General features: G+C 71.9%; 11 protein-coding genes, 1 tRNA gene and 1 rRNA gene. 3 read left to right on the top strand and 10 right to left on the bottom strand.

Going from position 1 to position 22336, the window contains the following annotated elements:
- The first annotated feature begins 124 nt into the window (after positions 1–124).
- Both SRB5_RS27900 and SRB5_RS27905 read left to right on the top strand, forming a co-directional pair.
- The gene (locus tag SRB5_RS27900) at positions 125–4765 is read left to right on the top strand and encodes an ATP-dependent helicase (RefSeq protein ID WP_153456217.1); all 4641 of its coding nucleotides are present in this window, start codon (positions 125–127) and stop codon (positions 4763–4765) included.
- 26 nt (positions 4766–4791) lie between these two features.
- Positions 4792–5583, top strand: a complete 792-nt coding sequence (locus tag SRB5_RS27905) for an Fpg/Nei family DNA glycosylase (RefSeq protein ID WP_153456218.1) — start codon at positions 4792–4794, stop codon at positions 5581–5583.
- A 58-nt stretch (positions 5584–5641) separates the two neighbouring features.
- Here SRB5_RS27905 and SRB5_RS27910 read toward each other — a convergent pair whose 3' ends face one another.
- From SRB5_RS27910 to SRB5_RS27945, 8 genes are all read right to left on the bottom strand, one after another.
- Positions 5642–6010: a helix-turn-helix domain-containing protein gene (locus SRB5_RS27910; protein ID WP_153456219.1), complete on the bottom strand. Its 369-nt coding sequence runs from the start codon at positions 6008–6010 to the stop codon at positions 5642–5644.
- 228 nt (positions 6011–6238) lie between these two features.
- Positions 6239–6799, bottom strand: coding sequence for a CinA family protein (locus tag SRB5_RS27915; protein ID WP_407703992.1), 561 nt, complete (start codon positions 6797–6799; stop codon positions 6239–6241).
- Positions 6796–7410 carry a CDP-diacylglycerol--glycerol-3-phosphate 3-phosphatidyltransferase gene (gene pgsA, locus SRB5_RS27920; RefSeq protein ID WP_153456220.1) on the bottom strand — a complete coding sequence of 205 codons (615 nt, stop codon included), beginning with the start codon at positions 7408–7410 and terminating at the stop codon, positions 6796–6798. The genes SRB5_RS27915 and pgsA overlap by 4 nt, the downstream gene beginning before the upstream one ends.
- Complete coding sequence (rimO, locus tag SRB5_RS27925; RefSeq protein ID WP_153456221.1) at positions 7407–8870, bottom strand: 30S ribosomal protein S12 methylthiotransferase RimO; 1464 nt, start codon at positions 8868–8870, stop codon at positions 7407–7409. The genes pgsA and rimO overlap by 4 nt, the downstream gene beginning before the upstream one ends.
- A gap of 74 nt (positions 8871–8944) precedes the next feature.
- Positions 8945–9736, bottom strand: coding sequence for a helix-turn-helix domain-containing protein (locus SRB5_RS27930; protein WP_323378602.1), 792 nt, complete (start codon positions 9734–9736; stop codon positions 8945–8947).
- Positions 9737–9918: 182 nt separating this feature from the next.
- Positions 9919–12591, bottom strand: a complete 2673-nt coding sequence (locus SRB5_RS27935) for a DNA translocase FtsK (RefSeq protein ID WP_153456222.1) — start codon at positions 12589–12591, stop codon at positions 9919–9921.
- A 110-nt stretch (positions 12592–12701) separates the two neighbouring features.
- The gene (locus tag SRB5_RS27940; RefSeq protein ID WP_153456223.1) at positions 12702–13361 is read right to left on the bottom strand and encodes a response regulator; all 660 of its coding nucleotides are present in this window, start codon (positions 13359–13361) and stop codon (positions 12702–12704) included.
- 242 nt (positions 13362–13603) lie between these two features.
- A complete protein-coding gene (locus tag SRB5_RS27945) occupies positions 13604–18904 on the bottom strand; it encodes a HAMP domain-containing protein (protein WP_153456237.1) in 5301 nt (1766 codons plus the stop codon).
- Between the two features lie 447 nt (positions 18905–19351).
- Between SRB5_RS27945 and SRB5_RS27950 the strand changes: the two genes are divergently transcribed.
- Positions 19352–21982 (top strand): SpoIIE family protein phosphatase, encoded by a 2631-nt coding sequence (locus SRB5_RS27950; protein ID WP_323378605.1) that lies wholly within the window; start codon positions 19352–19354, stop codon positions 21980–21982.
- A gap of 60 nt (positions 21983–22042) precedes the next feature.
- Here SRB5_RS27950 and SRB5_RS27955 read toward each other — a convergent pair.
- Together SRB5_RS27955 and rrf are read right to left on the bottom strand one after the other, a co-directional pair.
- Positions 22043–22115 (bottom strand) — tRNA-Thr (locus SRB5_RS27955).
- A 117-nt stretch (positions 22116–22232) separates the two neighbouring features.
- Positions 22233–22336, bottom strand: a 5S ribosomal RNA gene (rrf, locus tag SRB5_RS27960); the annotation flags it as partial.

The raw sequence follows: 22336 nt of genomic DNA on the forward strand, positions 1-22336 counted from the left end.
GGCCTGGACATGCGTCCGTCCCAGGTCCGTCACGGCGTCGCGCGCCGCCCCGTCCGTGCCGTTCTGCCCCCGGCTCATACGGCCCATTCTGACCAATGTCAGTGGGTCGGTGCACGATGGGGGCATGACGGATCCGTCGGCGGCGACCGCGCTGCCCATGTTCTCCCCCGCGACCAGGGCCTGGTTCACGGGGGCGTTCAGCGCGCCCACGGCGGCCCAGGAGGGCGCCTGGCGGGCCCTCGGCGAGGGGGCGGACGTGCTGGTGGTGGCGCCCACCGGGTCCGGGAAGACCCTGGCGGCGTTCCTCTCCGCGCTGGACGGCCTGGCGGCCGCGCCGCCGCCCGCGGAGGCCCGCAAGCGCTGCCGGGTGCTGTACGTGTCGCCGCTGAAGGCCCTCGCGGTGGACGTGGAGCGCAATCTCCGCTCGCCGCTGACCGGGATCCGGCACGAGTCGGTGCGCCTCGGGCTGCCCGAGCCGGACATCCGGGTGGCCATCCGCTCCGGCGACACCCCGCCGGCCGAGCGCCGGGCCATCGCGACGCGTCCGCCGGACATCCTGATCACGACGCCCGAGTCCCTGTTCCTGATGCTGACGTCCGCCTCCCGCGACGCCCTGGCCGGCGTGGAGACGGTGATCCTGGACGAGGTGCACGCGGTGGCGGGCACCAAGCGGGGCGCGCATCTGGCGCTCTCCCTGGAGCGGCTGGACGAGCTGCTGCCGCGCCCGGCCCGCCGGATCGGACTGTCGGCGACGGTGCGCCCGGTGGACGAGGTGGCGCGGTTCCTGTCCCCCGGCCGCCGGGTCGAGGTGGTACAGCCGCCGTCCGCCAAGGAGTTCGACCTGTCGGTGGTGGTCCCCGTCGAGGACATGGGCGAGCTCGCCGGCTCCCCCGTGCGGGAGGAGGGGGCGGCCGACAAGCCGTCGATCTGGCCGCATGTGGAGGAGCGGATCGCGGACCTGGTGCGCGAGCACCGGTCGACGATCGTCTTCGCCAACTCCCGCCGCCTGGCGGAGCGCCTGTGCAACCGGCTGAACGAGATCGCGTACGAGCGGGCGACGGGTGAGCCGCTGCCCGACGACTCTCCCCCGCCGGCGGAGATCATGGCCCAGTCCGGCGCCGCCAAGGGCGCCGCCCCGCTGCTCGCCCGGGCGCACCACGGCTCGGTGTCCAAGGAGCAGCGGGCGCTGGTGGAGGAGGACCTGAAGGCCGGCCGGCTGCCCGCCGTCGTCGCGACGTCGAGCCTGGAGCTGGGCATCGACATGGGCTCGGTGGACCTCGTCGTCCAGGTCGAGTCGCCCCCGTCGGTCGCCTCCGGACTGCAGCGGGTGGGCCGCGCGGGACATCAGGTGGGGGCGGTGTCCCGGGGGGTGGTCTTCCCCAAGTACCGCGGTGATCTGGTGCAGTCGGCGGTCGTGACGGAGCGGATGCGCGAGGGACTGATCGAGTCGCTGCGCATCCCGGCGAACCCGCTGGACGTGCTGGCCCAGCAGATCGTCGCCATGACCGCGATGGACCCCTGGGACGTGGACGAGCTGCTGGCCCTGGTCCGCCGCGCCGCGCCCTTCGCCTCCCTCCCCGAGTCGGCGTACACGGCGGTGCTCGACATGCTCGCCGGCCGCTATCCCTCCGACGCGTTCGCCGAGCTGCGGCCCCGCGTGGTGTGGGACCGCGTGGCGAACACCGTACGGGGCCGCCCCGGCGCCCAGCGGCTCGCGGTGACCTCGGGCGGCACGATCCCCGACCGCGGGCTGTTCGGCGTGTTCCTCGCCGGCTCCGACCCGAAGAAGGGCGGCGGCCGGGTCGGCGAGCTGGACGAGGAGATGGTGTACGAGTCGCGGGTGGGCGACGTCTTCACCCTCGGCACGACGTCCTGGCGGATCGAGGACATCACCCGCGACCGGGTGATCGTCTCCCCCGCCCCCGGCGTCCCCGGCCGGCTGCCGTTCTGGAAGGGCGACCAGCTGGGCCGCCCGCTCGAGCTGGGCCGTGCGCTGGGCGCGTTCCTCCGCGAGCTGGGCGGGCTGAAGCCGCCGGCAGCCCGCGAGCGGCTGTCCGCCGCCGGACTGGACGCCTGGGCCGCGGACAACGTCATCGCCTATCTCGACGAGCAGCGCACCGCCTGCGGCCATGTCCCGGACGACCGGACGATCGTCGTGGAGCGCTTCCGCGACGAGCTGGGCGACTGGCGGATCGTCGTCCACTCCCCCTTCGGCGCCCAGGTGCACGCCCCCTGGGCGCTCGCGGTCGGCGCCCGGCTGGCCGAGCGGTACGGGATGGACGCCCAGGTCATGCACGCCGACGACGGCATCGTGCTGCGGCTGCCGGACGCCGATCTGCTGGGCATGGACCTGCTGGACTTCGACCCCACGTCGGTCGGCACGGCATACGACACGGAGCAGTCGCCGGTGGGCGCCGCGGACGTCCTGTTCGACAAGGGCGAGGTCGAACGGATCGTCACGGACCAGGTGGGCGGCTCGGCGCTCTTCGCCTCCCGGTTCCGCGAGTGCGCCGCCCGCGCCCTGCTGCTGCCCCGGCGCAACCCTGGCAAGCGCACCCCGCTGTGGCAGCAGCGCCAGCGCGCCGCCCAGCTGCTGCAGGTCGCGAGCGAGTTCGGCTCGTTCCCGATCGTCCTGGAGGCGGTCCGCGAGTGTCTGCAGGACGTCTTCGACGTGCCCGGCCTGGTGGAGCTGATGGGCGACATCGAGGCCCGCCGGGTGCGGCTGGTCGAGGTGACGACCCCGGAGCCGTCCCCGTTCGCCCGCTCGCTCCTCTTCGGCTACGTGGCGCAGTTCCTGTACGAGGGGGACTCGCCGCTGGCCGAGCGGCGCGCCGCCGCGCTGTCGCTGGACTCGCGGCTGCTGGCGGAGCTCCTCGGCCAGGCGGAGCTGCGCGAGCTGCTCGACGCCGACGTGCTGCGCGAGCTGGAGGCGGAGCTCCAGTGGCTGACGGAGGACCGGCGGATCAAGGACGCCGAGGGGGTGGCCGATCTGCTGCGGATGCTGGGGCCGCTGACCCCGGCCGAGCTCGCCGAGCGGGGTGCGGGGCCGGGATGGGCCGGTGAGCTGGAGCGGGCCCGGCGGGCGATCCGGGTGCGGATCGCGGGGGCGGAGCACTGGGCGGCGGTCGAGGACGCCGGGCGGCTGCGGGACGCGCTGGGGACGGCGCTGCCGGTGGGCGTGCCGGAGGCGTTCACCGAGCCCGTGGCGGATCCGCTGGGGGATCTGCTGGCGCGGTACGCCCGTACGCACGGGCCGTTCACCTCGGGCGGGGCCGCGGCCCGGTTCGGGCTGGGGGCGGCCGTCACCGAGGGCGCGCTGCAGCGGCTGGCGGCGGCCGGGCGGGTGGTGCAGGGGGAGTTCCATCCGGCGGGCATCGGGCAGGAGTGGTGCGACGCCGCGGTGCTGCGCCGGCTGCGGCGGCGGTCGCTCGCCGCGCTGCGGGAGGAGCTGGAGCCGGTGCCGCCGGCGGCGCTCGCCTCCTTCCTCCCCCAGTGGCAGCAGCTGGGGACGCACAGCCTGCGCGGCCCCGACGGGCTGCTGCGGGCGATCGAGCAGCTCCAGGGCGCGCCGGTGCCGGCCTCGGCGCTGGAGAAGCTCGTCCTGCCGTCCCGCGTCTCGGGGTACACCCCGTCGATGCTCGACGAACTCACCGCCTCCGGGGAGGTCGTCTGGGCGGGTGCCGGCGCGCTCCCCGGCAAGGACGGCTGGGTCTGTCTGCATCTGGCGGACGCCGCGCCGCTGTTGCTGGCCGACCCCCGTCCGCTGGAGCTGTCGCCGCTGCACCAGGCGGTGCTGGACGCCCTGCGGGGCGGCTACGGACTGTTCTTCCGCCAGATCGCGGACCAGACGCGGGCGACCCACCCCGAGGTCACCGACGTCGAACTGGCCGGGGCCGTCTGGGACCTGGCCTGGTCCGGCCGGCTCACCAACGACACCCTCGCCCCGCTGCGCGCCCTGCTCGGCTCGGGTCGCACGGCCGGCGCGACGGCCCACCGGGCGAAGCGCCCCGTCCCCCGCGGGCGTTACGGCGCCGGCGCCCTGGGCGCCGCCTCCCGCCAGGGCCCGCCGACCGTCGCCGGACGCTGGTCGCTGCTCCCCGGGCGGGAGCCGGACCCGACGGTCCGGGCGCACGCCCTGGCCCGTACGCTCCTCGACCGCCACGGCGTGGTGACGCGCGGCGCGGTGGCGGCGGAGGGGGTGGAGGGCGGCTTCTCGGCGGCGTACCGGGTGCTGTCGGTCTTCGAGGAGTCCGGCCAGGCCCGGCGCGGATACGTGGTCGAGGGCCTGGGCGCCGCCCAGTTCGCCATGGACGGCGCCGTGGACCGCCTGCGCGCGGTCGCCGCCTCCCGCGAGCGCGCCGGCGACGGCGCCCCCGGCCCCGCGACAGGCCCCCGCGCCCTCGTCCTGGCCGCTGCCGACCCGGCCAACGTCTACGGGGCCGCGCTCGGCTGGCCCGACCCGCCCCAGGGCTCGACGCACAAGCCGGGCCGCAAGGCGGGCGCCCTGGTCGTCCTGGTCGACGGCGACCTGACCATGTACGTCGAGCGCGGCGGCAAGACCCTCCTGGTCTGGCCGCCCCCCGCCGACCCCCGCTTCACGGCGGCGGCGGACGCCCTGGCCTCGGCGGCGAAGGACGGCGTCCTGGGCACCACGGTGACCCTGGAGCGCATCAACGGCACCCCGGCCCTGGACTCCCCGTACGGCCACGCCCTCGAGATGGCCGGCTTCACGGCGACCCCGAGGGGCCTGCGCCTGCGGAGCTGACCCACGGGACGAGGCACAATGGCCCCATGCCCGAAGGTGACACCGTCTACCGCGCCGCGCGCACGCTGCACGAAGCGCTGGCCGGACAGGTCCTCACCCGCTGCGACCTGCGCGTCCCCAGGCTGGCGACCGCCGATCTCACCGGACGCGTCGTCCGCGAGGTCGTCCCCCGCGGCAAGCATCTGCTGACCCGCGTCGAGGGCGGCCTGACCCTCCACTCCCATCTGCGCATGGACGGCGCCTGGCACATCTACGCCGACGGCGAGCGCTGGCGCGGCGGCCCCGGCCACCAGATCCGCGCGATCCTCGGCACCGCCGGCCCGACCGCCGTCGGCTACCGGCTCCCCGTACTCGAGCTGCTGCGCACCGCCGAGGAGGACAAGGCCGTCGGCCACCTGGGCCCCGACCTGCTCGGCCCCGACTGGGACCCCGCCGAGGCCGAACGCCGCCTGCTGGCCCGACCGGACAGACCGCTCGGCGAAGCCCTGCTGGACCAGCGCACCCTCGCCGGCATCGGCAACGTGTACAAGTCCGAGCTGTGTTTCCTGGCGCAGACGCACCCGTACGCCCCGGTCTCCGCCGTCCCGGACCCCGCCCGGCTCGTCGGCCTGGCGAAGAAGCTCCTCGAGGCGAACAAGGACCGCCCCGCCCGCATCACCACCCCCGGCGCCCGCCCCGACCGCCGCCTGTGGGTCTACGGCCGCACCGGAAAGCCGTGCCTGCGCTGCCGCACCCCCGTCCGCGAAGGAGAACCCGGCCAGGACCGCGTCACGTACTGGTGCCCCACCTGCCAGCCGCCGGCGGCATCCGACGCTTAAGTTCCGCGCAAGAAAAAGCCCGGCTCCCCCGCACGGGGAACCGGGCTCCGACGAAAACTCACGCCGCGGCGACGCCCACCGTCTCCTTCGGCGCCTTGATCGTGACACGCTCCTCCGGGATGCCCGTGACGGACGTCACAGTGAACGTCCGGACCGGGGCCGGAATGGTGTCGGACGCGGCCGACTGGGCCAGCTCGGCGAGCGCCAGCTCATCGCTGACCTCGCGCATCAGCTCCGACATCCGCATCTCCAGCGCATCACAGATGGCGGACAGCAGCTCGGACGAGGCCTCCTTCTGCCCCCGTTCCACCTCGGAGAGATATCCGAGGGAGACCCGGGCTGACGAGGAAACCTCGCGCAGAGTACGGCCCTGACGCTGGCGCTGCCGACGCAGCACGTCACCCAGCAGGCGACGGAGCAGAATCATGCGTGGCTCCCTCCTCCGCGGACCTCGGTATCGGATCCTCTGCCCTCCACCGTACCCTCTCGAACCACGACAGTGCGTCGGGCGATGTCATCTTCGGCGTTCGCCCAGCGAGGAAGCGGCCCGGGTTTACACCGGAATTCCCGGGCGCTCCCGTCTTACGTCCGGGCGCCTCGGGGATGTCCGCCGGGAAAACGCGCGACGGTGGGGGCAGTGGCCGGATGTCCCGGCTCAGGGATGGGAACGCTGGTTCTCCTCGGTTTGTTCCCCGGCGGGGGACTCCATGGCGTCCGCGCCACCCGCGGCATTCACCACCCGCTGCAGCAGCTCCAGCGCCGCGAGCACGGTGGCCGCCCGGATCTCGTCCCGGTCCCCCTCCAGACTCAGCCGTACCTGCTCGTTCTGCCCGCCGGGCCCCGCGGCCGCCAGGAACACCGTCCCGACCGGCTGCCCGTCCTGCGGCTCCGGCCCGGCCACGCCCGTGGTCGACAGCCCCCAGTCCGCCCCGAGCCGCCACCGCACCCCGGCCGCCATCTGCCGCGCGACCTCCCCGTCCACGGCCCCGCGGTCGGCCAGCAGATCGCCCGGTACGCCCAGCAGATCCCGCTTCAGGTCCGTCGCGTACGCCGTGACCGAGCCGCGGAACGTCCGCGAGGCCCCGGGGACGGCGGTCAGCGCCGCGGCCACCAGTCCGCCCGTCAGGGACTCCGCGACGGCCAGCGACCAGCCGTTCTTCTCCAGCAGCTCCAGCGCCGCCCGGGCGCTCCCGGGGCTCTCGCCGCGACCGCTCACCGACCCACCACCTGTGCCTTTGCCCGTTCGGCCGCCAGGCCCCGGCGCCGCAGTACGACGGCCTGCCTGACGTAGTCCAGACCCGTCACGACGGTCAGCACCACCGCGACGCCCATGATCCAAAAGCGCAGCGAGGCCAGCGGCCCGGTCAGCGCCAGAATGTACATACCCACCGCTACACCTTGGGCGAGCGTCTTCAGCTTTCCGCCACGGCTCGCCGGGATGACCCCGTGCTTGATCACCCAGAAGCGCAACAGGGTGATGCCGAGCTCGCGGAAGAGGATCACACCGGTCACCCACCACGGCAGATCGCCGAGCACCGACAGGCTGATCAGGGCGGCGCCCATTATGGCCTTGTCGGCGATCGGGTCGGCGATCTTCCCGAAGTCGGTGACCAGGTTGTACCGCCGGGCCAGCTCACCGTCGAAGAGGTCCGTGATCATGGCGACGGCGAACGCCGCCCAGGCGAAGGACCGCCAGGCCGGATCGTGCCCGCCCGCACCGAACATCAGCACAAGGAACGCCGGCACCAGCAGCAGCCGCGCCATGGTCAGCAGATTCGCGACGTTCCAGAGGCTGACGTGACGCGGCATCGGACGGGCGGCGCTCATCTCGCCGCCCCCAAGGCATCCAGCGGCTCGGCGACAAGATCGACCCCGCGGCTGCCCACGGCCTTCGCGGTGACGAACATCCCGGGTGCCAGACCCGCACTCGACGTGAGCTGGACCTGACCGTCCGTCTCGGGCGCCTGGTGCGCGGCCCGGCCCACGAGCTCGCCCTCCTCCAGCGACTCCACCAGCACCGACAGCGTCTCGCCCACCCGCTCCTCGGCCCGCTGCGCGGTGAGCTCCTCGGCCAGCCGGGAAACCCGCGCCAGCCGCTCGGCGACCTCGTCCGGGTCGAGCTTGTGTTCGTAGCCCGCCGCCTCGGTGCCCTCCTCGTCGGAGTACCCGAAGACGCCGATGGCGTCCAGCCGCGCGGCGGTCAGGAAGCGCTCCAGCTCCGCCACGTCCGCCTCGGTCTCGCCGGGGAAGCCGACGATGAAGTTGGACCGCACCCCGGCCTCGGGGGCCTGGGCCCGGATCTGCTCCAGCAGGCCCAGGAAGCGGTCGGTGTCGCCGAAGCGGCGCATGGCGCGCAGCACGTCCGGCGCGGAGTGCTGGAAGGACAGGTCGAAGTACGGGGCGATCTTCGGCGTCGACGTCAGCACGTCGATGAGGCCGGGGCGCATCTCGGCGGGCTGCAGATAGCTGACCCGGACCCGCTCGATGCCGTCCACCTCGGCGAGCGAGGGCAGCAGCCCCTCCAGCAGCCGGATGTCACCCAGGTCCTTGCCGTACGAGGTGTTGTTCTCGGAGACCAGCATCACCTCCTTCACACCCTGCCCCGCCAGCCACCGCGTCTCCCCGAGCACGTCGGCGGGCCGCCGCGAGACGAACGACCCGCGGAAGGAGGGGATGGCGCAGAACGAGCACCGCCGGTCGCAGCCGGAGGCCAGCTTCACGGAAGCCACCGGTCCGCTCCCGATACGCACCCGCAGCGGCGCCCGGGGCCCCGACGCGGGGGCGACGCCCGCGGGCAGGTCCACCGGTCCCTGCCCGTGCCCGGGAAGCGCCACGGCGGCGTCCTGGCGCTCCGCGGGGGCCAGCGGCAGCAGCTTCCGCCGGTCACGGGGCGTGTGCGAGGCGTGCACGCCGCCGGACAGAATCGTCCGCAGCCGGTCGGAGATGTCGGCGTAGTCGTCGAAGCCCAGCACCCCGTCCGCCTCGGGCAGCGCGTCGGCCAGCTCCTTGCCGTACCGCTCGGCCATGCAGCCCACGGCGACCACGGCCTGGGTGCGGCCATGGTCCTTGAGGTCGTTGGCCTCGAGGAGGGCGTCGACGGAGTCCTTCTTCGCGGCCTCGACGAAGCCGCAGGTGTTCACGACGGCCACATCGGCCTCGGCGGCGTTGTCGACGAGCTCCCACCCGTCCGCCGCCAGCCGGCCCGCGAGCTCCTCGGAGTCCACTTCGTTACGGGCGCAGCCGAGCGTGACCAGTGCGACGGTACGGGTTTCTGGGGGGTGCGGCATGCCCACAGGGTACTTCGTCGCGACACCCGGTCCTGCTGCCGACCAGGTGAAAAGGGGGGCCTCGCCCCCCGCACTCAGCCGACCTCGGGATCACCCTTGGTGTAGGAGATCCGTTCGACCTGACCGAGCTGGAAGTCGTTGTCCACTTCCCTGCCGTTCACGAACAGCTGGACGGCGCCCGCATTGCCCAGGATCAGGTTGATCCGCTCGTCGTCCTGGACCGTGACGGAGCCGCCCTGCTGCAGGACCGTCTCCTCCAGCGTGCTGCCGTCGTGGCCCTTGGCGGAGATCCAGCTCTTGCCGTCCGACGCGACGATCTTCACCGTCACCTTGTCGGCCGGCGCCTGGGCGATCGCGGACTCCGTCGGCTCGGCGCTGGGCGCCTCGGACGTGGCGCCCCCAGACCCCTTGTCGTCCGCGGTGGCGTCCACGGCGGTGGGGGTGTCGTCCTTGCTGTCGCCGCCGCTGAAGACCGTGAAGCCGACGAAGCCGATCAGCGCCACGATCGCGGCGATCATCGCACCGGTCCAGTTCGGCCGGCGCGGGTCGGAACGGATCCGCTCGGCCTCGAACATCGGGGCCGCCGGGGTGGGAGCCGGCTTGCCGCCGTGTTCGGCGTCGAACTGGGCGACGAGCTCCGCCGGGTCCAGGCCCACGGCCCGCGCGATGTTCCGTACATGCCCGCGGGCGTAGACATCGCCGCCGCAGCGCGAGAAGTCGTCCTGTTCGATCGCCTGGACGATGGGAACGCGTACACGTGTCTGTGAGCTGATCTGATCAACGGTCAGCTTCGCGTCGATCCGGGCGAGCTGAAGCGTCCGCCCGACGGACGGGCGGTCGTCTGTGGGGGAGTTGCCGAGGGACACGGGGGCGCCTTTCGAGCGTGAGCCACCTGCCGGATGTTCAGTCTAGAGGTCTTGTAAAAGCGTCGGGCAACCGGGCGGTATGACTTAATGGGCCATCAGGTTGTTCCACGGCCGAAGGGGTGACACCCGTCTGCCGTATTCATGTGACGCATGAGGGGGCGCGACGGTTGCCCGCCCGCGCCTCACGGGTGATCCTGCCCCCGGATCAGCGCCAGCACGCCCTCCAGCTCGTCCGGTTTGACCAGGACGTCCCGGGCCTTCGAACCCTCGCTCGGACCGACGACGCCGCGCGACTCCATCAGGTCCATCAGCCGGCCGGCCTTGGCGAAGCCCACGCGCAGCTTGCGCTGGAGCATCGACGTCGAGCCGAACTGGGTGCTCACGACCAGCTCCGCCGCCGCGAGCAGCAGCTCGAGGTCGTCGCCGATCTCCTCGTCGATCTCCTTCTTCTTCCCCGACCCGACGGTCACGTCGTCGCGGAAGACCGGCGCCATCTGCTCCTTGCAGTGCCGGACGATCGCCTGGACCTCCTGCTCGGTGACGAACGCGCCCTGCATCCGGACGGGCTTGTTCGCCCCCATCGGCAGGAACAGCCCGTCGCCCTTGCCGATCAGCTTCTCGGCGCCGGGCTGGTCGAGGATGACCCGGCTGTCGGCCAGGGACGAGGTGGCGAACGCCAGCCGCGACGGCACGTTCGCCTTGATCAGACCGGTGACCACGTCGACGCTGGGCCGCTGGGTGGCCAGCACCAGATGGATGCCGGCGGCCCGCGCCAGCTGGGTGATGCGTACGATCGAGTCCTCGACGTCGCGCGGCGCGACCATCATCAGGTCGGCCAGCTCGTCGACGATCACCAGCAGATACGGGTACGGGGTCAGCTCCCGCTCGCTGCCGGCCGGCGCCTCGACCTTGCCGCCGCGTACGGCCTCGTTGAAGTCGTCGATGTGCCGGAAGCCGTACGCGGCCAGGTCGTCGTAGCGCAGGTCCATCTCGCGTACGACCCACTGCAGCGCCTCGGCGGCGCGCTTGGGGTTGGTGATGATCGGGGTGATGAGGTGCGGGATGCCCTCGTACGCGGTCAGCTCGACGCGCTTGGGGTCGACCAGCACCAGGCGTACGTCCTCGGGGGTCGCGCGCATCATGACCGACGTGATCAGACAGTTGATGTTCGACGACTTGCCGGAGCCGGTGGCGCCGGCGACCAGGATGTGCGGCATCTTGGCCAGGTTGGCCATCACGTAGCCGCCCTCGACGTCCTTGCCGAGGCCCACGAGCATCGGGTGGTCGTCTCCCGCCGCGCCGGCGAGGCGCAGCACGTCGCCGAGGTTGACCATCTCGCGGTCGCTGTTGGGGATCTCGATGCCGATGGCCGACTTGCCGGGAATGGGGCTGATGATCCGGACGTCGGGGCTGGCCACGGCGTACGCGATGTTCTTGGCCAGCGCCGTGATCCGCTCGACCTTCACGGCGGCGCCGAGCTCCACCTCGTAGCGGGTGACCGTCGGGCCGCGGGTGAAGCCGGTGACGGCGGCGTCCACCTTGAACTCGGTGAAGACGTTGGTCAGGGAGGCCACCACGGCGTCGTTGGCGGCGCTGCGGGTACGGCCCGGCCCGCCGCGCTCGAGCAGGTCGAGGGAGGGCAGGGCGTAGGTGATGTCCCCGGAGAGCTGGAGCTGCTCGGCCCGGGCCGGCAGGGCGCCGGCCTCCCCGGGCTCGGGGGCGCTGCGCGTGAGGTCCGGGACGGAGGGCTGGAGGTCGGGGAGCTTCGACGCGGTCAGCGACCGCTCGCCGCCGCGCGCCACGGGTACGTTGCCGGTCTTCTCGGTCACCTCGCTGCCGAGGTCGGCGAGCAGCGGGGTCGGCTGGACGCCGTGCAGCACGGCCCCGTCGAGGTCCGCGGCGGCCGCGGCGGCGATGTCCACGGGGTCCCCGGCGGGCGTGCGCCGGCGGCGGGTGCGGCGGGCCTCGTCGGCGTCCTCGGCGATGCGGACGAGGCCGCCGCGCCAGTCCTCGGCGAAGTCCTCCTTGTCGACGCCGTCGTCCTCGTACGCCCCGTCCTCCGGGGGCTCCGCCCCGCCCTCGTGCACGACGCCCAGCCGCACGCCGAGCAGCCGCAGGCGCTGCGGCACGGCGTTCACGGGTGTGGCGGTCACGACGAGCAGCCCGAAGACGGTGACGAGCAGCAGCAGCGGTACGGCGAGCACGTCCCCGACGGTGACGACGAGCGGCCGCGACGCGGCCCACCCGATCAGCCCCCCGGCATCGCTTATGGCCTCGGTGCCCTCCTCGCGCCCGGGCGCGCCGCACCCGACGTGGACGAGGCCGAGGACGCCGACCACGAGGGCCGAAAGCCCGATGACGATACGCCCGTTGGCCTCGGCCCGATCGGGGTGCCGGAAGAGCCGTACGGCGACGACGCCCAGCAGAATCGGCACCAGCAGATCGAGCCGCCCGAAGGCCCCGGTGACGAGCATGTCGACCAGTCCCCCGACCGGCCCCTGCAGACTGGACCAGGTCCCGGCGGCGACCACCAGCGCCAGACCGAGCAGCAGCAGCGCCACCCCGTCCTTGCGATGCGCGGGATCAAGCCCCTTGGCCCCCCGCCCTATTCCCCGGAAGAGCACCCCCACGGCGCGAGCGCCCCCCACGCCCAGCACCCGCACGCCCCGCAGCACGGGCCGCGTCGGATTGGGCGCGGCCTTGGGCGCGGCTTTCTTGGCGGGAGCGGCCTTCTTCGCGGGAGCCTTCTTGGCGGCGGCCTTCTTGGCGGGCGCCTTCTTCACGGCCTTCTTGCCCGCACCACTACCCCCGGCTCGCTGCCGGGAGTTGCCGTTGCCAGAGGTACGAGAGGCCATGGGAGCGAGGTTACCGTCCGCGCGCGTCCATCACACGGAGGACCTGCAGCTTCCGCTCACGACCACCCGACATCCGACAGCGCGGGGAGCCCCGTTCCCGCACCGGAGGGTCAGACCCCCGGAGCCCCGGGCTCCAGCGCGTCGAGGGCCTTGCGCAACGCCGACAGCTTCCGCTCGAGATGGGCCGCCGTGGCGACCGCCGCCGCGTCCGCGGACTCGTCCAGCTGCTTCGACAACGCCTCGGCCTGCTCCTCGGCCGCGGCCAGCCGGGCCGACAGCTCGGCCAGCACCCCGACGGCGTCCTTGGCCCGCCCCCCGTTGTGCCCGGCCCGGGTCCCCTCGAGCTGCATCCGCAGCAGTCCCGCCTGCTCCCGAAGCTGCACGTTCTTCATGTACAGCTCGACGAAAACAGACACCTTGGCCCGCAGCACCCACGGATCGAAGGGCTTGGAGATGTAGTCGACCGCCCCCGCCGCATACCCCCGGAAGGTGTGATGCGGCCCGTGGTTGATCGCCGTCAGGAAGATGATCGGGATGTCCCGCGTCCGCTCCCGCCGCTTGATGTGCGCGGCGGTCTCGAACCCGTCCATCCCCGGCATCTGCACATCGAGGAGGATCACCGCGAAATCATCCGTGAGCAGCGCCTTCAGCGCCTCTTCCCCGGACGACGCCCGCACCAGCGTCTGATCGAGCGCGGAAAGGATGGCCTCCAGCGCCAGCAGATTCTCCGGCCGGTCGTCGACCAGGAGAATCTTGGCCTTCTGCACCATGGCCCGTCCTCCTCGCCCCGGCAGCCTGCCGGGTGTCGCCCCTGGGGACGTCCCCGTAGCGCCGCCCGCCCTTGTGGCCGTCATGGTAGCCGCACCCCACCGCATCGATACACCCTGTCACCGGATTGACACGGTGCATGATGCAGGAACGCCTTCCGGGACCAGAAGGTTCCCGGTTTCTCGTGTCCTCACACCAACTTGACCACACTGAGTCATCGTTCGTACGAAATTGCTACCGCGGGCTATCGCTCTCCGTGCATCCACTGACGCATGACGGTCAGCAAGTGATCAGTATCAACCGGCTTGGTGACATAGTCGGAAGCCCCGGACTCGATGGCCTTCTCCCGGTCCCCCTTCATCGCCTTCGCGGTGAGCGCGATGATCGGCAGCCCGGTGAACTGCGGCATCCGCCGGATCGCCGACGTCGTGGCGTACCCGTCCATCTCCGGCATCATGATGTCCATCAGCACCACGGCGACGTCGTCGTGCTGCTCGAGCACCTCGACGCCCTCCCGCCCGTTCTCCGCGTACAGCACGGCCAGCCCGTGCTGCTCCAGCACGCTGGTGAGCGCGAAGACGTTACGGATGTCGTCGTCGACGATCAGCACCTTGTCGCCCTTGAACCCACCCCTGAACTGCGGCACGGCCTCGCCCCGCTGCTCCCGCCGCCCGCCGTACGCGATCGGCTGCCCGGGCACCAGGACATGCGCCCCGTCACCCTCACCCGACGCCGCCCCGTCCGCGTCCGTCCCGGCCACCGCCTGCTCGGCGGAGAGGGAGGCGGCGGAAGCAGCGGCCGCGGCCGCTCCCGGATGCGCGGCCTCGGCCATCAGCTGACCGGGCGTCAGCTCCACGGGCTGCAACGGCAGATACAGCGTGAACGTGGACCCGCGCCCCGGCTCGCTGTCGGCGTGGATCTCCCCGCCCAGCAGCCGCGCGATCTCCCGGCTGATCGACAGCCCCAGCCCCGTACCGCCGTACTTCCGGCTCGTCGTCCCGTCGGCCTGCTTGAACGCCTCGAAGATCACCCGCATCTTCGACGACGCGATCCCGATCCCGGTGTCCGTCACCGAGAACGCCATCATCGCCCCGTCGGGATCGCGCAGCGAGCCGTTCTCCAGCAACTGCTCCTTGATCGCCACCGGCACCTCGCTCCCGGCGGACCGGATCACCAGCTCCACCGCCCCGCTGTCGGTGAACTTCACCGCGTTCGACAGCAGATTGCGCAGCACCTGCAGCAGCCGCTGCTCGTCGGTGTTGAGCGTGGCCGGCAGATCCGGCGAGACCGTCACGGAGAAGTCGAGCCCCTTCTCCGCGGTCAGCGGCCGGAACGTCGCCTCCACATAGTCCACCAGCTGCACCAGCGCGATCTTCGTCGGGCTGACGTCCATCTTGCCCGCCTCGACCTTCGACAGGTCGAGGATGTCGTTGATGAGCTGGAGCAGGTCCGAGCCGGCGCCGTGGATGGTCTCCGCGAACTCGACCTGCTTGGGCGTGAGGTTGGACTCCGCGTTGTCGGCGAGCAGCTTTGCGAGGATCAGCAGCGAGTTGAGCGGGGTGCGCAGCTCGTGCGACATGTTCGCCAGGAACTCCGACTTGTAGCGCATGGAGACGGCGAGCTGCTCGGCGCGCTCCTCCAACCCCTGCCGGGCGTCCTCGATCTCGACGTTCTTGATCTCGATGTCGCGGTTCTGCCGGGCCAGCAGCTCGGCCTTCTCCTCCAGCTCCGTGTTGGAGTCCTCCAGCGCCTTCTGCCGGTTCTCCAGCTCCTGCGAGCGGTCCCGCAGCTGCGCGGCGAGCTCCTGCGACTGCTCGAGCAGCATCTCGGTCTTGGAGTTGACGGAGATGGTGTTGACGCTCGTCGCGATCATCTCGGCGAGCTGACTCAGGAAGTCCTTCTGGATCTGGGTGAACGTCTGGAACGCGGCCAGCTCCACCACCCCGAGGACCTTGTCCTCGAAGACCAGCGGAACGACGATGACATGCGCCGGCGGCGCCTCGCCGAGCCCGGAGGCGATCTTCAGATAGCCCTCCGGCACATTCTCGACCAGGATCGTCCGCTTCTCCTGCGCCGCCGTCCCGATGAGCGTCTCCCCGGGCCGCAGCACGGTCGGCATGGCGCCGCGCTGATGCCCGTACGAACCGATCATCCGCAGCTCGTACGAGTCCTCCCGATCGCCCTCCCCGGCGGGACCGGGGCGGGGGCCGACGGGCCGGGCGATGAAGAACGCGCCGTGCTGGGCGGCGACGACCGGGGTGAGCTCGCTCATGATGAGCCGGGCCACATCCTCCAGATCGCGACGGCCCTGCAGCAGACCGGAGATCCGGGCCAGATTGCCCTTCAGCCAGTCCTGCTCCTTGTTGGCCAGGGTCGTCTCGCGGAGCTTCACGATCATCGTGTTGATGTACTCCTGCAGCCCCAGGATCTCGCCCGCGGCGTCCGCGTCGATCTTGAGGCTGAGGTCGCCGCGGGTCACGGCGGTGGCGACCTGGGCGATGTTGCGCACCTGGGAAGTCAGGTTGTTCGCCATCAGGTTCACCGACTCGGTGAGGTCCTTCCAGATGCCCGAGACCCCGGGCACCCGGGCCTGACCGCCGAGGCGGCCCTCCGTGCCCACCTCGCGGGCGACCCGGGTCACCTCGTCACCGAAGGCGGAGAGCTGGGTGACCATCGTGTTGATGGTGTTCTTCAGCTCCAGGATCTCGCCCTGCGCGGCGACGTCGATCTTCTTCGTCAGGTCGCCGTTGGCGACCGCCGTGGTCACCTGCGCGATGTTGCGGACCTGGTTGGTGAGGTTGGAGGCCATGTAGTTCACGGACTCCGTCAGGTCCTTCCACGTCCCCGACACCCCGGGGACGCGCGCCTGGCCGCCCAGGACACCCTCGGTGCCGACCTCGCGGGCGACCCGGGTGACCTCGTCGGCGAACGACGACAGCGTCGTCACCATCGCGTTGACCGTGTCGGCCAGCTGGGCGACCTCGCCGCGGGCCTCGACGGTGACCTTCTTCGTCAGGTCGCCGTTGGCGACGGCGGTGGCGACCTGGGAGATGTTGCGGACCTGGGAGGTCAGATTGACCGCCATCAGGTTCACGTTCTCCGTGAGGTCCTTCCAGATGCCCGAGACGCCGCGCACCTGCGCCTGGCCGCCCAGCTGACCCTCCGTACCGACCTCGCGGGCGACCCGGGTGACCTGCTCGGCGAACGACGACAGCTGGTCCACCATCGTGTTGACCGTGGTGACCAGCTCGAGGATCTCGCCGCGCGCGTCGACGGTGATCTTCTTGGACAGGTCGCCGTTGGCGACCGCGGTCGTGACCTCGGCGATGTTGCGGACCTGGATGGTCAGGTTGTTCGCCATGAAGTTCACCGACTGCGTCAGGTCCTTCCAGGTACCCGACACACCCTGCACCTCGGCCTGGCCGCCCAGCTGACCCTCCGTGCCCACCTCGCGGGCAACCCGGGTGACCTGCTCGGCGAACGACGACAGCTGGTCCACCATCGTGTTCAGGGTGTTCTTCAACTCGAGGATCTCGCCCCGGGCGGCCACATCGATCTTCTGCGACAGATCGCCGCGCGCCACGGCCGTCGCCACCTGCGCGATATTGCGGACCTGGGCGGTGAGATTGCCCGCCATGCCGTTCACGGAGTCGGTGAGGTCGCGCCACACCCCGGAAACACCCTGCACCTGAGCCTGACCGCCGAGGCGGCCCTCGGTGCCCACGTCGCGGGCGACGCGGGTGACCTGCTCGGCGAAGGCGGACAGCTGGTCGACCATCGTGTTGATGGTGTTCTTCAGCTCGAGGATCTCGCCGCGGGCGTCGACCTCGATCTTCTTGGACAGATCGCCCTTGGCGACGGCGGTGGTCACGTCGGCGATGTTGCGGACCTGGAGGGTCAGGTTGGACGCCATGAAGTTCACGGAGTCCGTGAGGTCCTTCCACGTCCCCGACACCCCGTCGACCCGCGCCTGACCACCGAGGCGGCCCTCGGTGCCCACGTCGCGGGCCATCCGGGTCACCTGGTCGGCGAAGGAACTCAGCTGGTCCACCATCGTGTTCACGGTGTTCTTCAGCTGGAGCATCTCGCCCGAGACGTCCACGGTGACCTTCTGCGACAGATCGCCGTTCGCCACCGCCGTCGTCACCTGCGCGATGTTGCGGACCTGCCCGGTGAGGTTACGGAACGCCGTGTTCACGGAGTCCGTCAGGTCCTTCCACGTACCGGCGGCGCCCGACACCTGCGCCTGTCCGCCGAGCTCGCCCTCCACGCCGATCTCCCGGGCGACGCGGGTGACTTCGGCACCGAACGCCGAGAGCTGGTCCACCATCGTGTTGACGGTGTACTTCAGCTCCGCCATCTCACCGGCGACGTCCACGGTGACCTTCTGCGACAGATCGCCGTTCGCCACCGCCGTCGTCACCTGCGCGATGTCCCGCACCTGCCCGGTGAGGTTACGGAACGCCGTGTTCACGGAGTCCGTCAGGTCCTTCCAGATCCCGGCCGCCCCGGGCACCTGCGCCTGACCGCCGAGCCGCCCCTCCGCACCGACCTCGCTGGCGACCCGGGTCACCTCGTCGGCGAAGGTGCGCAGCGTCTCCGTCATCGTGTTGATCGTGTCCGCGAGCTGCGCGACCTCGCCGCGCGCGCTGACCGTGACCTTCTGCGACAGGTCGCCGTTCGCCACGGCCGTCGTGACCTGCGCGATGTTACGGACCTGCGAGGTCAGGTTCGACGCCATCAGATTGACGTTGTCCGTGAGATCCCGCCAGGTGCCCGCCGCGCCCGGCACCCGGGCCTGGCCGCCGAGCTCCCCCTCCGTACCGACCTCGCGGGCGACGCGGGTGACCTCGAAGGAGAACGCGGACAACTGGTCGACCATCGTGTTGACGGTGTTCTTCAACGCCGCCATCTCGCCCTCGACATGGACCGTGACCTTACGCGTCAGATCGCCCTCGGCCACCGCCGTCGTCACCAGCGCGATATCCCGCACCTGCGCCGTCAGCCGCGACGCCATGGTGTTCACGGAGTCCGTGAGGTCCTTCCACGAACCGGACATACCGCGCACCTTGGCCTGACCGCCGAGCTTGCCCTCGGTGCCCACCTCGCTGGCGACCCGCGTCACCTCGTCCGTGAACGCCGACAACTGGTCGACCAGCGAGTTCACCGTCCGGCCCACCCGCAGGAAGTCGCCGCGCAGGGGCCTGGGCACCCCGTCGGAGCCCTGCGGCCGCAGATCCATCCGCTGGTCCAGATCACCGTCGGCGACGGCCGTCAGCACCCGGCCCACATCGGCCAGGGGGCGCACGAGATCATCCACCAGCGCGTTGGAGCCTTCGATGGCCGCGGCCCACGAACCCTCGCAGGCACCGAGCTCCAGCCGCTCTGTGAGTTTTCCCTCACGCCCGACCATCCGGCGGACCCGCGCGAGCTCACCCGTCAGATGCAGATTGCGCTCGGCGACCTCGTTCAGCACCACCGCGATCTGCGCCACGACACCTTCGCCCACCGGCGGTACGCGCCGGCGGAAATTGCCGTCCCGCATCGCTTCGAGCGAGGTCAGCAGCTTGTGCAGGGCCGCCGTATCCACCTCGGTGGTGCCCGCGTTGCGGGAGCCTCGGGCGGGGGCGCCGCCCCTCGTGCGCGTGCTGCTCACCCGCGCCGGTGCGCCTGCGTCCACTTGTCCCTCCCGCGGGTTTCGTCGGCCCGAGGCGGACCCCTGACGGTCCCTCGTAGCCTTCCCAGTCTTTCACCCCCGCGCACCGCGAGGGCCGGTACGGGCCACGTGACCGGCGAAAGCCTCGCTCGTTGACCCATAGTCACCTCTCACGGAGGCACCACCCGGTTACCCTGTCATCTCCGCCCTTTTCCCACCGGGATCACCGGCCGTCGGACCGGCTTCGGCCGGATCCGTGTCCGATGCGTTGCCCCCGCCGGAATCGGGCACCTACCCGGTGGCCGACCGTTGAGACGTCCAGAGGAGTCCTGTGCTGTGACAACAAGGCTGGCGGCGCGGGCGACGGCCACCTTCGAGCCGGTAGGACGATCGGTCGCCTCCGCGCGCGCCTTCGTCCGGGACACCCTGCAGGGCTGGGGTTCCACGGAGATCACGGACGACGCGGTGGTGCTGACCAGCGAGCTGGTCACCAACGCGGTGGTGCACGCCGGCACGTCCGTGCGGGTCAGCTGTCTGCGTACGGACGCGGCCGTACGCGTCGAGGTGTCCGACCGCTATCCGGAACGCGAACTCCCGCTCGACGAATCCGAGCACGCCCCCTCCTCCCCCGAGCGCGAGGGCGGCCGCGGTCTCATGCTGTGCGCGGCGCTGGCGTCCCGCTGGGGCGTGGAGTACACCTCGACGGCCAAGCAGGTCTGGTTCCAGCTCGACGTCGACGAGCCCCTGGCCGGCACCCGCACCGCGGGCCCCGTCCTCCCGGTCGACGACCTGCCGCTGGCCGCCGAGTCCAAGGTCCGCGTCGCCGTCGTCCAGATCGACCGCGGCGGCTCGGTCAGCGGCTGGAACGACGACGCCCGCGAGATGTTCGGGTACGACCCGGAGAAGGTCCTCGGCAAGCCCCTGGGCGAACTCGCCGCCTGGCCGCACACCCCCGGCACGGGCACCGGACTGGCCGACGCCCTGCGCCACTCCCGCTGGGAGGGCTCGTACGGCATCCGCGGCTCCGACGGCCGCGTCATCCCCGTGTACGCCTCCCACCTGCGCCTGCGCGACTCCGCCGGTGACCCCACCACCGTCTGCCTGCTCGTCCGCGACCGCGAGCGCGCCGTACTCCAGACCCCGAACCGCCCCGCCGCCCAGGACCCGGCCGCCCCGGCGCAGGGCGAGGGCGGCCGCGCCGGCGCCGACCCGTTCGACGCCTTCATCGGCTCCCCCGCGCCCGACGACCTCGACGGCCTCCTCCAGCGCACGGTGGAGCGCGCCCGCGACATACTGGACGGCGACGCCGCCTACCTGCTGCTGGCCACCGACGACGAGACCGAGCTCGAGGTCCGCGCCTCCACCGGCCTCCCCTCCGCCCGCCAGCGCTTCGCCCGCGTCCCCGTCGAGACCGGCACCGGCCGCTACGGCTCCGCCCGCATGCCCGCCGTCCACGAGGACCTGACCGCCGACCCGATGGCCGTCCCCCTGCTGGCCGCCACCGGCATGCGCTCCGCCGTCACGGTCCCGCTGAAGGTCGAGGGCCGCCTCACCGGCTCCCTGGGCGTCGCCGCCGAGTCCCCGGGCCGCTACACGAACGAGGAGGCCCTGCGCCTGCAGTTCGCCGCCGACCGCATCGCCCTGGCCGTCGAATCGGCCCGCCTGGGCGAGCTGGAGCGGCTGCGCCGCGGCTCCCTCTCCTTCCTCGTCGAGGCCTCCGACCTCCTCGCCGGCACCCTGGACCGCGATCAGACGCTGGCCCTCATGGCCCAGATGACGGTGCCCACACTGGCCGGCTGGTGCGCCGTCTACACCCTGGCCGAGGGAGCGGACCCCGAGCTGTCGTACGTACTCCACGAGGACGAGGACCGCATCGACGACCTGCGCGCCCTCCTCGCCCGCATCGCCCCGCCGGAGCCCGTCCTGTCCCCCGGCGCCCGCCAGTGGAGCGCCCCCGCCGACACGGCCCACGCCGCCGCCCTGCGCACCTCGTTCCGCAGCCTCAGCCTCGGCACAGCCGCGGAGACTGTCCCCTCCCTCGCCACGGCCGCGGCCGTCGGCGGCGAGACGGTCGTCCTCCCGCTGGTCGCCCGCAACCGCGTCATCGGCCTGCTGGTCCTCGGCAAGGCGGCGGACGAGCACTTCCGCCAGGAGATCCTGGAGCTGGCCGAGGACATGTCCCGCCGGGCCGCCCTGGCCCTGGACAACGCCCGCCTGTACTCCGAGCGCACGGCGATCAGCCAGTCCCTCCAGCGCAGCCTCCTCCCCCCGGGCCTGCCCACGGTCGACGGCGTCGAGGTGGACGTCATCTACCGCGCGGCCGGCGAGGGCAACGAGGTCGGCGGCGACTTCTACGACCTCTTCCCCATCCGCGACGGCGCGTACGGCTTCGCCATCGGCGACGTCTGCGGCACCGGCCCCGAGGCCGCCGCCGTGACGGGCCTCGCCCGCCACGCCCTGCGCCTGCTCGCCCGCGAGGGCTTCGGCGGCCCCGCGGTCCTGGAGCGCCTGAACTCCGCGATCCTCGACGAGGGCTCCCGCAGCCGCTTCCTCACCCTGCTGTACGGCGAGCTGTGGCCCCAGCCGGACGGCAGCGCGGTCCTGAAGGTCGTCTGCGCCGGCCACCCCCTCCCCCTGCGCCTGCGCCCCGACGGCACGGTCACCCCGGCCGCCGAACCCCAGCCGCTGCTGGGCGTGATCGAGGACCTCGAGCTGTACGAGGAGCGCATCACCCTCGACCCGGGCGACGTCCTCCTGTGCGTCACGGACGGCGTCACCGAACGCCGCGAGGGCACGCGCATGCTGGGCGACGAGGGCCTCACCGACGTCCTGGCCACCTGCACGGGCCTGACGGCCGGAGCGGTCGCGGCCCGCATCATGCGCGCGGTGGAACGCTTCGCGGCCGAACCGGCGTCGGACGACATGGCGATCCTGGCGATGCGCGTTCCGGCCCAGCGCAACGGCTGACGCCGTCCCGGCACATGACGAAGGCCCCCCGCCGGACGGCGGGGGGCCTTCGTTTCTCTGAGCCCCAAAACGGAATCGAACCGTTGACCTTCTCCTTACCATGGAGACGCTCTGCCGACTGAGCTATTGGGGCGCTGCGCCAGCGGGATTGATCATACCCCAAGTGCAATGTGGTTGGGACCGCCTCACTGACCTGAAAGCAAAAATGCCTCAACCCCCGACCTACGGCCGGGGGTTGAGGCTAAAAATTGTTCGGCGGCGACCTACTCTCCCACAGGGTCCCCCCTGCAGTACCATCGGCGCGGAAAGGCTTAGCTTCCGGGTTCGGAATGTAACCGGGCGTTTCCCAATCGC

Origin of the sequence: Streptomyces smaragdinus (genome assembly GCF_009604385.1) — a bacterium.
In the GTDB taxonomy this organism is placed as follows: domain Bacteria; phylum Actinomycetota; class Actinomycetes; order Streptomycetales; family Streptomycetaceae; genus Streptomyces; species Streptomyces smaragdinus.

Coding starts and splice junctions, on each gene's coding strand:
- SRB5_RS27900 (WP_153456217.1), top strand. CDS start 125: ATGACGGATCCGTCGGCGGCGACCGCGCTGCCCATGTTCTCCCCCGCG.
- SRB5_RS27905 (WP_153456218.1), top strand. CDS start 4,792: ATGCCCGAAGGTGACACCGTCTACCGCGCCGCGCGCACGCTGCACGAA.
- SRB5_RS27910 (WP_153456219.1), bottom strand. CDS start 6,010: ATGATTCTGCTCCGTCGCCTGCTGGGTGACGTGCTGCGTCGGCAGCGC.
- pgsA (WP_153456220.1), bottom strand. CDS start 7,410: ATGAGCGCCGCCCGTCCGATGCCGCGTCACGTCAGCCTCTGGAACGTC.
- rimO (WP_153456221.1), bottom strand. CDS start 8,870: ATGCCGCACCCCCCAGAAACCCGTACCGTCGCACTGGTCACGCTCGGC.
- SRB5_RS27935 (WP_153456222.1), bottom strand. CDS start 12,591: ATGGCCTCTCGTACCTCTGGCAACGGCAACTCCCGGCAGCGAGCCGGG.
- SRB5_RS27940 (WP_153456223.1), bottom strand. CDS start 13,361: ATGGTGCAGAAGGCCAAGATTCTCCTGGTCGACGACCGGCCGGAGAAT.
- SRB5_RS27945 (WP_153456237.1), bottom strand. CDS start 18,904: ATGCGGGACGGCAATTTCCGCCGGCGCGTACCGCCGGTGGGCGAAGGT.